Genomic DNA, 14,651 nt, shown 5'->3' on the forward strand with positions numbered 1-14,651 from the left:
GGCGGCTGTTTGTTTGGAGCGCTGGTTTTGCGCCACCATCAAACAGCTGCCATCTTGCCTTCAGGCAGATTTTTCAATAAAGGTGCTGATAACCCGCAGCTTTTGGGCAAAGTCTTCCAGATTTTCCTGGATTCTATACAAGGGGCCGGCTATTGAAATGGCGTAATGGCTGCCTGAAAGCATCACTGGCCAAGCCAGTGCACCGACATCGGGCATGGATTCGCCAAAGTTGGCAAACCATCCTCTTTCAAGCGAAGCGTCAATATCCTGCAAAAAAGCTTCTTTGCCAGACAGGGTTTTTTTATTGAACGCATGGAAGGGGATGCTGTTCAAAACGTCCTTTTTTTCATTATCGCTTAAGGTGGAAAACAGGGCCTTGCCCAAGGAATTGGCATTGATTTCTTTTTGTTCCCCGGCAATTGCCACGTAATGAATCGGGTTTAAGGAAGGCAATACCTCAAGGTAAAGCACCTTGTGATTGGTGTTCAGTTTGCCAATCACAACCGTTTCATTGGTAATGTTGCGCAGTTCTTCAAGACTGGGGTAAATACGTTCCAGCACGGGGTCTGCGGCAGATATTTTTTGTGCCATGGCCAGCAAGCGTCCGGTTGGATAATAACCAGTGCGACGGTTGGTTTCATAAAGATAACCCAGGCTGACCAGTGTCCTGATTAGCGCAAGGCAGCTGGACATGGGCGCGTTCAATAGCTTGGCCAATTCTGACAGGGCCAGGGGCCGGCATTCCTTGGCATAAATTTCAATAATTTCAATTACCCGCAGAGCCGTTTTGACATTGGTTTCTTTGGGCGCTTTATCGGAAGTAGGTTTGGTGGTCATGGCTGGGGGTAATTGTTCAACTGATCAGGGCAAATTATAGGGGCTGTGCCGCAATTTGCAAAATGCGCCCTTTTGTCCATGATGCTTTTGGCTACTTCGGTTTCTGCGAATTGTTGATTCATGAGGGTAGTAGCAAACTATGCCTGTTGCTATTTATAAGGAGAGTCTTCATGAAAACAGCCAATTTCAGGCAGCGCGGCCAAGGGATGACGGAATATATTATTATTGTTGCCCTAGTCGCCATTTCAGCCATTGCCGTGTACCAATTGTTTGGTCAGGTCATACGCTCGCAAACTGCAGCCATGGCCAGCGAACTGGCTGGTGAAGACGGTACTGAATATTCCGCCTCAGCACAAAATGCCGCGCAGGCTGCATCGGCACAAACCACCGCCAAGTCCTTGAAAAGCTTTACCGGCAACGCAGGTACGGGCGGCCAATAATGAGGGTTAGGCGACCGGGGCGTGTGGAAAGGCAAATGCATTGGCAATCAGGCCAGGCGCTTGTGCTGGGAATCCTCCTGCTGGGGGTGATTGGCATTGCCCTGAATGCGTTGTTTAGTACCGGCCGGCTAATTGGTGTCAAGGCACGTCAGCTTAATACGGTCGATGCCGCGGCGTATTCCGGTGCACTTATCCAGGCCCGTGCTTTGAACATGCAGGCTTACATCAATATTGCGCAAACCGGTCATCAAATGGCCATGGCGCATTTGGTCACACTGGGTTCCTGGGCAAAATTCAGTGCCACCCAGGGGCAGCAGGCAAGTGCCGGTAACCCACCCGCTTATTTAATTGGCATGATGTTTGGGAGCGGACATATGCAGGCATATCAATCGGCCCGTAAGGCCCGTGCCATAGCAACCCTTGCCAATCCGGGTAATGAATTGTTTCGGGCCTTTGATGCGCATGATAGGGCCGTGCATGAGGTTTTGCAGGCAGCCAGCATGGCGATTAATCAATCCCTGGAAGCGGCGCGTGACAAAGCGATTGAAAAAGTGATTATGGCAAATTATCCAGAGCCGCAAATCCGTAAGGAGCTGAGCTGGGCGGTGCTCAAGGACAATCTGCAAGGGTTTTCTTCCATCTTTGAACCCACTGGCAATTACCGTTCATTAATTGGGCAGGTAGCCAATGTGTATCGCTTTCTTGATGAACGTAATCATGTTCGCAAGAATCTTTGGATTGTGAATGAAAAGTGTCCCTGGAAACGCCATGAATTAAGACGAAAGGGCCAGACGGTTTTGGATGAAAATGGCAATTGGCAATCGATTGATACCGAGTCTTATCATGCCTTGCGTTCCAATCGCTGGATCGGTTGTTATTTCAGGGAGTACCCCATGGGCTGGGGGTGGGTGCCCGGCAATGCAAACAGTATCGCCATGGATCTGCCTTATACGCAGGCTCCGCCCGATGATTTTTCAGGGGTTGATTTCTGGCGTTGGGCAAGTAAAACCACCCAATGGGATATCTATGGTGGCAACAATAACCCGCTGGCCAATTCCCGTGCAATCGCTGCCCGCCAGCACTGGCAAGGAGGTGGCCTGGCCAATTATGTGGATATTGCCAATGCCGCCAAGCAGTCTTCGGTCGCGTTTACGCTTTCTATAACCCGTAAAAACGCATGGGGACATGATTTTACGGTCAGTAGTACTGCACAAACCTTTTTTGAAAGGCCGCAGGCACGGGTAGACAGGCGTGTTGAAAAAGCCAATTTCTGGCATCCATACTGGCAGGCACGTTTGGTTGATGCCAGGCAAGAGGTGTGGCAATGAAGCGGAAATTGCAAAGTGGCCAGGCTTTGGCTGAAGGTTTGGTTGTGATGTTGGCCTTGCTGCTGTTCTTTGTGGCCATTGCCTGGTTGGGCCGATTGCTGAGCATCAGCTTGCAGGCATCCCATGCCAGTCATTATGGCGCTTTTCAATTGAGCCGTGACATTCCTGACATTAACAAGGCGGAACTGGACGAGCGTTTTCTGCTGGGCCCTGAAAATAACTGGCATGACCGGCGGGCAAATGAATTGCTGGATAGCCATGCCATTGCCGTGAAAGTTGAGCGGGCTGAAAAACTGGATGCAACCATGCAGCCGGGTGCAAATCATGAGCAGGCTACCTTGCTGCGCAAGGGCTGGAAAATTGAAGATCAGGGCATTGCGCGCATGTCGCTGGCTGTGACGCCTTTGTTTACTGCAGCACGCAAGCAACCGGAAGCAGGCGTGGCACTTGGTCTGGGACTGGATTTTTTTGATCACTTTTCGCTAACCATCAGGCGACAGACAAGCATCCTGACTGGGGCTGCTCATGCCGCAAGCGACCAGGAAGCTCATAAGCATGTTTCGCTTAGCCCTGAAGGCTGGCAAAACGCTGCTGGCCTGTCGTATGAAAGCGGTCGCAAGGTCCAGTCTTATGCGCAAAGTGTTGATGCACCGTGGAATCGGCCACAGCCCGTTTTTGACTGGCTGCAACCGTGGCAAGGCCAGTTGCCTGCCCATCACCTGGAGAAATGAATGCACGGGCAATCAATACGAATATTGGTCTTGATAATGGCCCTGGTTTTAACCATGCCGGTGTTTGCAAAAGAAAGATTGCAGCAGGTTGCCAGCCAAATTTTGCGTTCATTAAAGTTAGAGCCATTGGTACTCGCACAGGAAATGAAACTGTTTGGCCAAGCGGCATTTACCACGGTCTTTACACAAGAGCAGCCACTGGATGTCTTTATGCAAGAGGTTCAGAACGGGAAGACGGTTTTCAATTATGCCGATGTGATCGGTGGGCATGTTTTTTTGCATGCCGGCTTGGACAATGCACATGCCTTGCTGCATCTTTTCGCTACCTCTGAAAATGGTTTCAGGGGTGAATTAAGTCTAATTGAAAAGCCTCAATCAGGCGGTCCAGGCTTGTCTGCTTTCAATGAGATGGTGGCCAAACGCTATTTGCCGTGGATGCCGGCAGGGGCGCAATTGCTGATGGATATTGAATTGCCAGGCCCAGATTCGGTGTTGCAGCAGCTTTATCAGCTAGAACACAGTGAGTCGGAAACCCGGCGCCAGATCAAGGCCCGTCTCCTGAACAAGCAATGGGTGCCTGACAGGGAGGTTTCATTGGGTATGGATTGTTGGCATAAAGGCAATGAGTCACTTTACCTTTTTATTTATGGGCTGCAGACAGGCACAGGCTTATATCTGATGAAAAAAAATAAACAGGCAGAATAATGAAAAAGAGAAAGTGGTTGAATAAAACGTTCTTGATGGCAGGGGTAGCCGTATTGGCTGGCCTGTTTGCGGCCTGGGCTGCGAGGGAATATATCCAGGACACCATCAGGCAGATAGAAAGAAAGGCCCAGGTCAAGACAATTCAAAGGGTGGTGGCGGCTTATGATTTGCCCGAGGGGACCCGGATTGAGGCAGTGCATGTGGCGGTCCGTGACATACCCGAGCCCTGGGTGGTGAGTGGCAGCCTGGCCCCGGAAGCGTTTATCCAGATAGAGGGACAGGTGATTACCACAGCCCTGAAAACAGGCGATCCGGTCTTGTGGGCAAATGTGGCAAAAGCCAGTAATGCACCGTTTTCCGCCAAAATCAATCCGGGCAGAAGAGCGGTAACCATACCGGTGGATGCCATCAATTCAGTGTCGGGCATGCTGGTGCCCGGTGACTTGATCGACCTGTATGTGTCTTTCGAATATCGCAAGCGGCAAATTACTGCTCCATTGCTCCAGGGCGTATTGGTTATGGCAACCGGCCGGCAAAGTAAAAGCGGCTATGCCGATGGCGTTGATGAAAGCGGAGGGGACCAAGGCTATTCCACGGTTACGCTGGATACCGCCCCTGAAGAAGCGGCCAAATTGGTGGCTGCTCGCCAGGCAGGCATGATTACGGCCTTGTTAAGAAACCCCGAAGATAACCAGGCAACCCAGAAAGCGGTGCGGGGAGATCTGGCCAGCATTCTGGGTATTGCCACGCCACCGCCACCGGTCAGGAAAAAGCCAGCGGTTATTTATGGTGATGATGCGCTCAGAAAATTGCCAGGGCTGGCGATGCCACCCAACCCTGAAACGGTTGGCAAACGGGATGAGCGAGGCGTGTTTGAGCTGCCGGTGCAGGAAGATATTGTGAGTGCCTGGATTAATTCCTTGCCCAAGTCAGTGCAAACGGCCTCTGAGGCACAGACGGATTTTATGGTTGAACAGTAAGCAGGATGGATGATGAGTCAAATGGAAATGAGGGTAAGAAAAACAATCGCAGTCATGCAGATAATGGTTCTTGGTTTGTTAGGGGTGTTTGGTCACATGCCTGCTTTGGCTGCGGGGGATCCGGTGCATTTGACATTGAATATTGGGGATATAAAGGTTTTGCCCATTCCTGATATTGCCCGTATTGCGGTGGGTGACAGCAAGGTGGTTAATGCGGTCAGTGACGATGATCGCGAAGTGATTTTATTTGCCAAGGACCAGGGGCAAACTACGCTGCAAATCTGGGATACTCACGGAGATCGCAAGATTTACCAGCTTGTGGTGCAGGCAGCGCAAGAGCAAAAACTGATGCAGGATATCCGGCGCATTCTGGTGCGTATTCCCAAGGTAAGGGCCAGCATTGTGGGTGACAAGGTGATTGTAGAGGGCGATAGCCTGACTGATGCCGACCGCGAGCGGGTCGGCATTCTGGCCAAGCATTATCCACAAATTATTGATATGACCAGCCAGGTAGGGTGGGACCAGATGGTGTTGCTGGATGTGCAAATCCTTGAATTGCCTCGCAATTACCTGCAGGATTTGGGTGTGCGCTGGAGTCCTGCCTCGGCCGGTGGGTTCAATGCCGGCATGACCTGGGATGCCGCTTCGTCCAAACTCCTTGACAGGGTGGGTGAGCAGGTCATGAATGTGCCGTTTCCCATGAATAATCCGGCTGGGTATTTTGGTGTCAGTGCGGTTTTGTCTTCTACCATTCAGGCCATGGCAACCCAGGGCGAAGCTGTCATTCTGGCCCAACCGCAACTGATGGCGCGAAGTGGTGCAACTGCAGAGTTCCTGGCAGGTGGTGAGGTTCCTTATTCGGTTACTGACAACAATGGTAATACCCAAACCATTTTTAAACCCTATGGCGTCAGCCTGTATATCACGCCAAGGATAGAGAAAAATGGTACTGTGCGCTCAAAAATCCATGTCGAAGTCAGTTCGGTAGATGCATCCATGAACCTGGCTGGTGGCCCGGCACTCAAGACCCGCCGCACATCTACGGAGTTTAACGTACGCTCGGGTGAAACGCTGGTGCTGGCAGGCTTCATATCCCGTGACCAGGTTCAAAGCAGTGACAAGGTACCGGGTTTTGGTGATACTCCCATTTTAGGTGCCTTGTTCAAGTCCCGTAAATTCCAGAATAATGAATCGGAACTGGCTGTTTTTGTACGGCCGGTGGTGGTGTCTGCCGATAACAAGGATCTGCAAAAACGGGTCAATCGTTCGAAGCTTATCCTGGACAGTACCTTTGAGGCGGGTCCTGTGCTTAATGTGCATGTTCAAAGCGAGCCGCAGCAAGACAAACCGGTGTTGACTGAAAAACCTGCCAAAGACCAACCGGAAAAACGAAAATGGCAAGGTAATGAATTGCAGGCCTCTGTCTGGAATCCGGTACTGGATGCGCCAGTAACCGGCATTCGCTTCAGGAAGCCCCGCTAATTCATTTTGCTCTAAAAAGGATAAAACCATGCTTAGAATTGAAATGCAATTTGAAGATGGCAAAAAGGAGATCAGAGACATCTCTTTGCCAGTTGAGATTGGCCGTCTGGCGGGATGTGGGCTGCGTTTGCGCAGCTGGCGGGTTGCGAAAAAGCATGCCCGGCTGGAAGCCCGCGAGGCCGGGATCTTCATTGAAGATCTGGGAGCGATTACGGGCACCTTGCTGAATAGCCAGCGGATAAGCTGTCATGGTCCTTTGCAGGAAGGGGATGAGATAATTATTGGCCCTTGCAAGATGCAAGTAAGGCAAATAGGTATCACCCATGCGAAACATGAACAGCAAGATGAACCTGATTGTACATTTTCAGGCAGCCAGACAGGGGATTCAGTGGCCGGTACATGGGCAGACAAGGAGGATATGTCACCTGTGCCACTGCAGGGCCAAGCATTGAGGGCTGCAGCAGAGGTATCCCGACAAGACCTGACACGACATCTGTATATCCGGCGTCGTCTTCATGGTGCTTTGCTAGAGGCGCTGGATTTACGCCGCAGGGATGTCTCCACGATGAGTGATGAGGCACTCAGGAGCGAAGCGGGCCAGTTGCTTGATGAGATTATTCGAAGCGATGAGCAGATTCCTCCCGATACGGACAGGCAGCGGCTTATGCAAGAGGTGCTGGACGAGGCGGTAGGCCTTGGGCCACTGGAGCCGTTGTTGCAAGATGCCAATATTACCGAAATCATGGTGAACCGGTATGATGAAATTTATGTGGAGCAAAACGGCCGTCTGCAGCGGCATCATGCCGCGTTCAGTTCAGAACGGGCGGTCGTGGGGGTTATTGACCGCATCGTGGCACCCATTGGACGACGTATTGATGAAAGTTCGCCAATGGTGGATGCCCGCTTGGCTGATGGTTCCCGTGTAAATGCGGTTATCCCTCCTTTAGCTCTTAAAGGCGCCAGCATCACGGTCAGGAAATTTCCCCTGCACCGCCCATCCATGCAGGATTTGTTAAGGCTGGGGTCGCTGGATACCTGCATGAGTTGCTTTCTTGAGTCGTGTGTGCGCCTGAGAAAAAATATTATTGTTTCGGGAGGTACCGGTTCTGGCAAAACCACCCTGTTGAATATTCTGTCCAATTGCATTCCTGAGCATGAAAGAATTATCACCATCGAAGACGCAGCGGAGTTGCGGCTTAATCATGAGCATTTGGTGGCGCTAGAGGCGCGTCCGGCCAACCTTGAGGGCAGGGGGCTGGTGATGATCAGGGATTTGGTGCGCAATGCCTTGCGCATGCGACCGGACCGGATTGTGGTAGGTGAGTGCCGTGGGGCAGAGGCCTTTGACATGCTGGGGGCCATGAATACCGGTCACGAAGGCTCCCTAACCACCTTGCATGCCAATACACCGCGTGATGCCTTGTCGCGGCTTGAAACCATGATCCTGATGGCGGGTATGGATTTGCCTTTGGTCGCGGTGCGTGAGCATATCGCCGCCAGCATCGAGTTCATTATCCAACAAACCCGCCTGTCCAATGGTCGCAGGGTGGTGACGTCAATTGTTGAGGTGGGAGGGCTGGAAAACGGTGTGATCAAAACACAAGAAATTTTTGCTTTTGAAAGAAAAGGGGAAGGCGTTTTTGCCGGTGCGGGAATTATTCCCGATTGTTTCGAGCGCATGAGAAGTGAAGGGTTTGATTTTGATCCTGCCCTGTTTAGCCAGCGTACTGTTGCCAAGGCTGATGCCATTTCTTTTAATGATACCGCGAGCCGTTAATGGAGCCGGTTGAAATGGAAAACAGCATGAGTTGGTTTGTGTTGATGTGGGTTGGAATCGCAGCCGCCATTCTTTTCTGGTTTATCTTGAAATGGGCGATGGCTGCCTTCAGGAAATATGAGCATGATTTCAAGCATCTGACGCAAAAAAGCATGAGTGATTTTTTTCTCTTTTTTGATCCGGTGCAGTTATGGACGGTTGCAGTGTTAATGGGGCTGCTGGCTGTTATGCTGCTCTGGTTCCTGTCTGACAGCCTTCCGGTTGCGTTGCTTGCCGGTTTGTTGGTTTTGCTGGCTCCCCGTCATGTGCTGTCGGTATTAAAGCAGCGTCGCCTTAATCTTTTTGACCGGCAATTGCCCGATATGCTGCTATCCCTGTCGGGGGCGCTGCAGGCTGGTACGGGCGTGCAAAATGCCCTTAAATTGCTGGTTGATGAGGCACCGTCCCCTTTGAGCCAGGAAATAGGCCTTATGCAGCGTGAGCAACGGCTGGGTTTGTCTTTTGAGCAGGCGCTGGATAATCTTGCCCAGCGGATGCCATCAGAAGCGACCGGCCTGGTAGTGTCTGTCCTGAAAATTGCCACGCAAAGCGGAGGAAACCTGTCCGAGGCACTTGACCGGATATCCCTTACCTTACGGTCACGCATACAGATTCAGGGGCGTATCAAGGTGCTAACCTCTCAGGGAAAAATGCAAGCCTGGGTGATGTCCAGCTTGCCTGTTGGCCTGATGCTGGTATTGAACCTTATTGATCCGGATTCCATGCGGTTTTTATGGGGAACCCCTATCGGCTGGGCCGTGCTGGCTATTATTGTGGTGCTTGAAGTTGCCGGTGCCTGGATGATCAGGAAAATCGTGTCCATTGATATTTAGGAGCAGGCCTTGAAGTTTTGGTTAAGTATTGGGGCAGCGGGTGTTTGTTTGTTTCTGTGCGTGTTTTTGCTGCTTCGGCCTGGCATGCATGGCGCAACCTTGCCTTCCGGGGCCACTCATCCATGGCTGTTAAGGCTGTTCTGGCCCTGGATTGATCTTGTCGGGCGGTTTGTGCAACCATTTTTACCCTGGAAGTACCGGCTTAAGATGGACAGGGAATTACGCTATGCGGGTCTGGACCGTAAACTGAATTGTCTGAATATGAGTGCATTGCAGCTGCTGGCTGGACTGACCGGAGCTTTTTTGCTCGTGCTGGCCGGCCATGGTTTATTGTCCTGGTCTTTGGGTCTTTCTTTGACCGTAGCGGTGGTGCCGGCCCTGTTTTGCTCCTGGTTACCACGGCACTGGGTGCGTTTGCAGGGCAAGCATAGGCAGCGCCAGATATTAAAGGCCTTTCCTTTCATGCTCGATATGACGACTCTGTGCGTGGAGTCCGGGCTAAACCTGCAAGGGGCGCTGATCCAGACTGCCCGCTTAAGCCCGGAAGGCCCATTGCGCCAGGCACTGGCACATTCGCTTAATGATATGCGTGCAGGCATGCCAAGGCTGGATGCCTTGCGCGCCATGGCAGACCGGACCGGTGTGCAGGAGTTGAGGCAATGGATAACCGGCATGGCCCAGGCCGATGCCTTGGGAATGGGATTGGGTCCCATATTGCGGGCTCAAGCCGACCAGCGTCGCTCAGAGCGGTTTTTGCGAGCCGAGAAGCTGGCCATGGAAGCGCCCGTGAAAATGTTGCTGCCTTTGGTGTTATGTATTTTTCCTTGCACTTTTATTGTGATTGCTTTTCCGATAGGCATGAAGCTGCTTAACTCAGGGCTTTCCTGATGCAACTGTATAAAGCAAGCACATTTTGGCGGCGCCTTAAAGGCCTGCTTGGTAAAAAAGCCTGGCCTGCCAACCGGGTGTTGTTGATTAGGCCATGCAACAGCGTACATACGTTTGGCATGCGGTTTTCCATTTGTGTGATTTTTCTTGACTACGATTACCGGGTTCTTAAAGTGGCGCCTTGCTTGAAACCATGGCGGTTTGCCATTTGTCACAATGCATATTGTGTACTGGAGCTGTCAAGCGGTGTTTTATCGGGTGGAGAAGCTGCCTGTTTTGAGCAGGCTTGTTGCATAGTTGAGAAAATTTTCCCAGGCAGTCGTCATGAAGATAAATGTGGATCTGCTACAACACCCTGAAGCGTGAGTGCGTGTGCTCTTAAGTCAGCGTTAGGTCTCATTGGCCAAAAAATGCAAATATATTGTTTTATCTTAAAAATTACCCGGTGGTTTGTAACAAACTTTAATGGCTTTGTCGTAGAATAAATCGTTTGTATTCATTAGCCATGGTTTTATGCCGGGTAACAAGAAGCAAGTCACGTTCTGTTTGCTTTTTTGAGTCAGTGATATACGCCAGATTGGTTTTTTAATTTATAACTATTTAGCAGGGACAAAAAAAATGAGCTATAAAGCGCCAATTGAAGATATTTCCTTCAATCTGAAAGATATGGGATTACTGGACGATGTTTTGTCATTGCCTGGATTTGAAGAGGTTTCTGAAGATGTCGTAGAGGCGGTTTTAGAAGAAAATGCCCGTTTTGTAGAAGAAGTGGTGGCCCCGCTTAATGTGATTGGTGACCGTGAACATTCTGTATGGAACGATGGGCAGGTAAAAACCCCGCGGGGTTTCAAAGAGGCTTTTGAAATTTTTGCTGCGGGTGGCTGGCAAGGCTTGCAGCATGATGTCGAGCATGGTGGACAGGGTTTTCCTAAAGTAGTGGCTGCCGCTACTTCTGAAAACCTGAATGCGGCCAACCTGTCTTTTTCTTTATGCCCACTGCTTACCGATGGTGCAATTGAAGCCATTACCCAGGCCGGTTCCCAGGCACAAAAAGAAATCTTTATTCCCCCCATGCTTGAAGGTCGCTGGACTGGCACCATGAACCTGACCGAGCCCCAGGCCGGTTCTGACTTGGCCTTGGTGAATGCCAAGGCGGTTCCGCAAGATGACGGTACCTATCGGATTTTTGGACAGAAAATTTTCATTACCTACGGAGAGCACGATATGGCAGAAAATATCGTGCATCTGGTGTTAGCTCGAACACCCGGCTCACCGGCGGGCATCAAGGGCATTTCCCTGTTCATTGTGCCCAAGTTCCTGGTTAATGAAGATGGCAGCTTAGGTAAACGAAATGACGTCTGGTGTGCTTCAGTGGAAGAAAAACTGGGCATCAATGCCAGCCCAACTGCGGTATTGCTGTTTGGTTCGGGTAAGTCTGAAGTGGGTGATGGAGCCATTGGTTACCTGGTGGGGCAGGAAAACCAGGGGCTGCAATACATGTTTATCATGATGAATTCTGCCCGTTATAACGTGGGTATCCAGGGTATTGCCGTTTCCGAGCGTGCCTTGCAGCATGCCCAGGAATATGCACGGGAACGGGTTCAAAGCAATGCGCTTGAAGGCTCTGCTGGGCCGGTGCCAATCGTGAATCACCCTGATGTCCAGCGTATGCTGGCAACCATGCGTGGCCTTACGGAAGGTGCCCGTGCAGTGGCCATGTATGCGGCCCGGGCCAATGATTTGTCATTGAATCACCCTGATGAATCCATTCGGGCAAGTAATAAGGCGGTTTATGAGTACCTGGTGCCTATCGTTAAAGGGTTTTCTACCGAAAACTCAATAGAGGTGGCGTCACTGGGCGTGCAGGTGCATGGTGGCATGGGGTTCATTGAAGAAACCGGTGCTGCCCAGTATTACCGCGATGCCCGCATTTTGTCCATCTATGAAGGTACAACGGCCATTCAGGCTAACGACTTTGTTGGTCGAAAAACATTGCGTGATGGCGGCTCCGTTGCCAAGGGGTTTGTCAAAGCAATGCTTGAAACTGTTGCTGAACTTGAGCAGCAGGTAGGCAACCAGCAACTGGCCTTTATTGCTGCTCAGCTGAAAATGGCTGTCCTGGCTTATGAGGCCAGTATTGATTATGTGCTTGAAACTGCCAAAGCAGGCAATGTGCGTGCCGTTTTCATGGGTAGCGTGCCATTCTTGATGCTGTCCGGTTATGTGCATGCCGGTTGGCAATTGGCCCGTGCCGCCCTTAAATGTCAGGGTCGTAACGAAGCTTTTTACCAACAAAAACAGGGCACGGCCATTTTTTATGCTGCGCATTTGCTGCCGCGTGTATCAGCCTTGTCGGCAGCCGTACTGGCCGGAGACCTGGCCCAGGAAAGTCTTGCTTATTTGAAAACGGTTTAACTTTTTTGTTCTGCAGGCTGTTGATCAGCCAGAAAGATGAGGTTTGCCAGTGATGAAACCGCTTGCTCTGCTAAGGGGCAGGCGGTTTTTTCATGTTTGCACAAAGATGCTTTTGTTGTGTTTGTGCCAAGGATAAAACAATCACTTGCCAAAAGTACTGTATAAATATACAGTATCAACTATCGCAGGCATAGTTGCGATATTCCAGGTTAGGGTCCTGGTACTTCTGCCGGGTGTGGCTAATACCATATCCGGCAGTTCCGAACTTTCAGGAGGCTTTAAATGCAAGCAGGTAAACTTTCTTCATCGGGTTCAATCCAACGTCACATGGCCAATGACATTTCCTGGTCTCCCTATGATCAAACATATGCCATGTTGAACAATCCAAAACTTCCTTGCCATTCGCGTACAAACCATTTGTCTTTCGGCCGAATGTTTATGGATGTATGTGCTGCATTGATATGGGCAGTAACCATACCGCTGGTGCTGTTTATTGGTACCATGGCGGGTTATTAATCGGTTTGTTAAATAAAATACTGATTATTTTTACAGTATAAAGCCTAAGGCTTGTATTACGCAAACAAGGTTTTTATCTGCTCCAGGCAAAAAAAGCGGGTATTAGCAAGCAGGTATTAGCTCTTGTTCTTGGGTAAATAGTAAGTGAAAATATAACTGAAGAGGCCTGTTTAAAGGGGGCTTTGCTTTGGGGGTTTAAAATTAGTCTGCCAAACCCCACTGTCAGAAACGTTTTGCTTGTTGTTGCGCAAAGATCACTTATTCCTTGGGTTGAAACGGTTTTAAATGCCATAAATATAAGAAAACACTGGTATTTAACCATTTTAAGATATATAATTTTCTGCTTTATTGTATTCATCCTCTGGCGGCTTTGCGGGTAAAGGGTTACTTGCAAGTACGGCATAAAAACAAATGCTTTGTATCAGTTTTTAGTCGCGTATGATGATTTAAGGAGTTCTCATGAACCTTATCGAACAACTCGAGAAAGAAGAGATTGATCGCCTGACTGGCGGTACACCTGTTGTTGAATTTGCACCTGGTGACACTGTTATTGTTAACGTAAACGTGGTTGAAGGTACACGTAAACGTGTACAGGCTTACGAAGGTGTTGTTATTGCCAAGCGTAACCGCGGTCTGAACTCAGCTTTCACCGTACGTAAAATTTCTTCTGGCGAAGCCGTAGAGCGTACATTCCAGTTGTATTCTCCTACGATTGCTTCTATCGAAGTAAAACGTCGTGGTGATGTACGTCGTGCCAAACTGTACTACTTGCGCAACCGTTCTGGTAAAGCTGCTCGTATTAAAGAAAAACTGGTTCGTAAAACAGTAGCAGCATAAATTTCATTCTTTTATGAAATTCAGTTGTTTCTGAATAAAAAAGCACCTATATTTATAGGTGCTTTTTTTATTTCCAAAGGACTTTTATTTGTCGAAAGAAATTCTCAGGCCCAGAAAAAAAATAATACTGCCTTTCGATCCCGTCATTCAGCCTTGGTCCCCGGCTAGCGAGAACCTGTCACCTGTGCCGGGCTCCTTGCTGACACCTGATTTATTTCTCAAGGCATTTGATCATCGCTTTGTCTGGCAGGCTGAGTCCTTGTTGCACGACTGGAATGATGCGAAGTTCATCGAGAATCAAGCGTATATTGATGCAGCTGTCCTGTTACCACTGGTCTATGTTAACGGTGAAATCCATGTCATTTTAACCAGACGTTCTTCACGCCTCAAAAAACATGCCGGGCAAATCAGCTTTCCAGGAGGCCGGGTGGAAGAAAGTGATCCTTCTGCCCAAGAGGCTGCCTTGCGTGAAACCGAAGAAGAAATCGGTATTCCGGCCTCCAGCATTGAAGTGGTGGGCCAGTTGCCAGATCTTTTTACCGGTACGGGTTTTCTAATGAAGCCGTATGTAGGTTGGGTTGATGAGGGTTTTTCAATTCGTACAGACAGCAATGAGGTGGAAGAAGTGTTTTATGTTCCGCTGTCTTTTTTAATGGATCCACGTAACCACCGTTTACATAATGCGAAACTGCCTGATGGCACGGTACGCAATTATTTTTCAATGCCATGGAATTCCTATTTTATCTGGGGCGCAACTGCATCGGTTATCAGGAACCTGTACCATCGCCTGCGTCAGGCGGCTATTTAAGCCGGTATTCAGGCTATTTTGGCTTCGTTTAACAG

15 protein-coding genes are annotated in these 14,651 nt (G+C 49.8%); 14 read left to right on the forward strand and 1 reads right to left on the reverse strand.

All coding sequences use genetic code 11. The features are described 5' to 3' along the window. Positions 1-60: 60 nt before the first annotated feature. Complete coding sequence (locus tag ACM5Q9_RS03455) at positions 61-837, reverse strand: IclR family transcriptional regulator (protein WP_418143330.1); 777 nt, start codon at positions 835-837, stop codon at positions 61-63. Between the two features lie 170 nt (positions 838-1,007). On the opposite strand from ACM5Q9_RS03455, the gene ACM5Q9_RS03460 reads away from it, so the two are divergent. The 14 genes from ACM5Q9_RS03460 (at position 1,008) to ACM5Q9_RS03525 (ending at position 14,616) form a co-directional block, all read left to right on the forward strand. Further along, positions 1,008-1,277 carry a Flp family type IVb pilin gene (locus ACM5Q9_RS03460; protein ID WP_418143331.1) on the forward strand — a complete coding sequence of 90 codons (270 nt, stop codon included), beginning with the start codon at positions 1,008-1,010 and terminating at the stop codon, positions 1,275-1,277. Positions 1,278-1,312: 35 nt separating this feature from the next. Next, the gene (locus tag ACM5Q9_RS03465) at positions 1,313-2,605 is read left to right on the forward strand and encodes a hypothetical protein (protein ID WP_418143332.1); all 1,293 of its coding nucleotides are present in this window, start codon (positions 1,313-1,315) and stop codon (positions 2,603-2,605) included. Further along, positions 2,602-3,336, forward strand: a complete 735-nt coding sequence (locus tag ACM5Q9_RS03470) for a pilus assembly protein (protein WP_418143333.1) — start codon at positions 2,602-2,604, stop codon at positions 3,334-3,336. Before ACM5Q9_RS03465 ends, ACM5Q9_RS03470 begins: the two co-directional genes overlap by 4 nt. After that, positions 3,337-4,041, forward strand: a complete 705-nt coding sequence (locus tag ACM5Q9_RS03475; RefSeq protein ID WP_418143334.1) for a hypothetical protein — start codon at positions 3,337-3,339, stop codon at positions 4,039-4,041. It begins immediately after the preceding gene. Then, on the forward strand, positions 4,041-5,021 hold the full coding sequence (cpaB, locus tag ACM5Q9_RS03480; protein WP_418143335.1) for a Flp pilus assembly protein CpaB: 981 nt from the start codon (positions 4,041-4,043) through the stop codon (positions 5,019-5,021). The genes ACM5Q9_RS03475 and cpaB overlap by 1 nt, the downstream gene beginning before the upstream one ends. A gap of 12 nt (positions 5,022-5,033) precedes the next feature. Next, on the forward strand, positions 5,034-6,503 hold the full coding sequence (locus tag ACM5Q9_RS03485) for a type II and III secretion system protein family protein (RefSeq protein ID WP_418143336.1): 1,470 nt from the start codon (positions 5,034-5,036) through the stop codon (positions 6,501-6,503). A 28-nt stretch (positions 6,504-6,531) separates the two neighbouring features. After that, a complete protein-coding gene (locus ACM5Q9_RS03490) occupies positions 6,532-8,280 on the forward strand; it encodes an ATPase, T2SS/T4P/T4SS family (RefSeq protein ID WP_418143337.1) in 1,749 nt (582 codons plus the stop codon). 26 nt (positions 8,281-8,306) lie between these two features. Beyond that, positions 8,307-9,152, forward strand: coding sequence for a type II secretion system F family protein (locus ACM5Q9_RS03495; RefSeq protein WP_418143338.1), 846 nt, complete (start codon positions 8,307-8,309; stop codon positions 9,150-9,152). A gap of 9 nt (positions 9,153-9,161) precedes the next feature. Beyond that, complete coding sequence (locus tag ACM5Q9_RS03500; RefSeq protein ID WP_418143339.1) at positions 9,162-10,040, forward strand: type II secretion system F family protein; 879 nt, start codon at positions 9,162-9,164, stop codon at positions 10,038-10,040. Then, complete coding sequence (locus tag ACM5Q9_RS03505; protein WP_418143340.1) at positions 10,040-10,399, forward strand: DUF192 domain-containing protein; 360 nt, start codon at positions 10,040-10,042, stop codon at positions 10,397-10,399. Before ACM5Q9_RS03500 ends, ACM5Q9_RS03505 begins: the two co-directional genes overlap by 1 nt. A gap of 259 nt (positions 10,400-10,658) precedes the next feature. Further along, the gene (locus ACM5Q9_RS03510; RefSeq protein ID WP_418143341.1) at positions 10,659-12,455 is read left to right on the forward strand and encodes an acyl-CoA dehydrogenase; all 1,797 of its coding nucleotides are present in this window, start codon (positions 10,659-10,661) and stop codon (positions 12,453-12,455) included. 282 nt (positions 12,456-12,737) lie between these two features. Next, the gene (locus ACM5Q9_RS03515; RefSeq protein ID WP_418143342.1) at positions 12,738-12,971 is read left to right on the forward strand and encodes a hypothetical protein; all 234 of its coding nucleotides are present in this window, start codon (positions 12,738-12,740) and stop codon (positions 12,969-12,971) included. Positions 12,972-13,430: 459 nt separating this feature from the next. Continuing rightward, positions 13,431-13,808 carry a 50S ribosomal protein L19 gene (gene rplS, locus ACM5Q9_RS03520; RefSeq protein WP_418143343.1) on the forward strand — a complete coding sequence of 126 codons (378 nt, stop codon included), beginning with the start codon at positions 13,431-13,433 and terminating at the stop codon, positions 13,806-13,808. Between the two features lie 88 nt (positions 13,809-13,896). After that, complete coding sequence (locus ACM5Q9_RS03525; protein WP_418143344.1) at positions 13,897-14,616, forward strand: CoA pyrophosphatase; 720 nt, start codon at positions 13,897-13,899, stop codon at positions 14,614-14,616. Positions 14,617-14,651: the final 35 nt, after the last annotated feature.

It is taken from the genome of Advenella sp. RU8, assembly GCF_048381675.1.
Classification (GTDB): Bacteria; Pseudomonadota; Gammaproteobacteria; order Burkholderiales; family Burkholderiaceae_B; genus Advenella.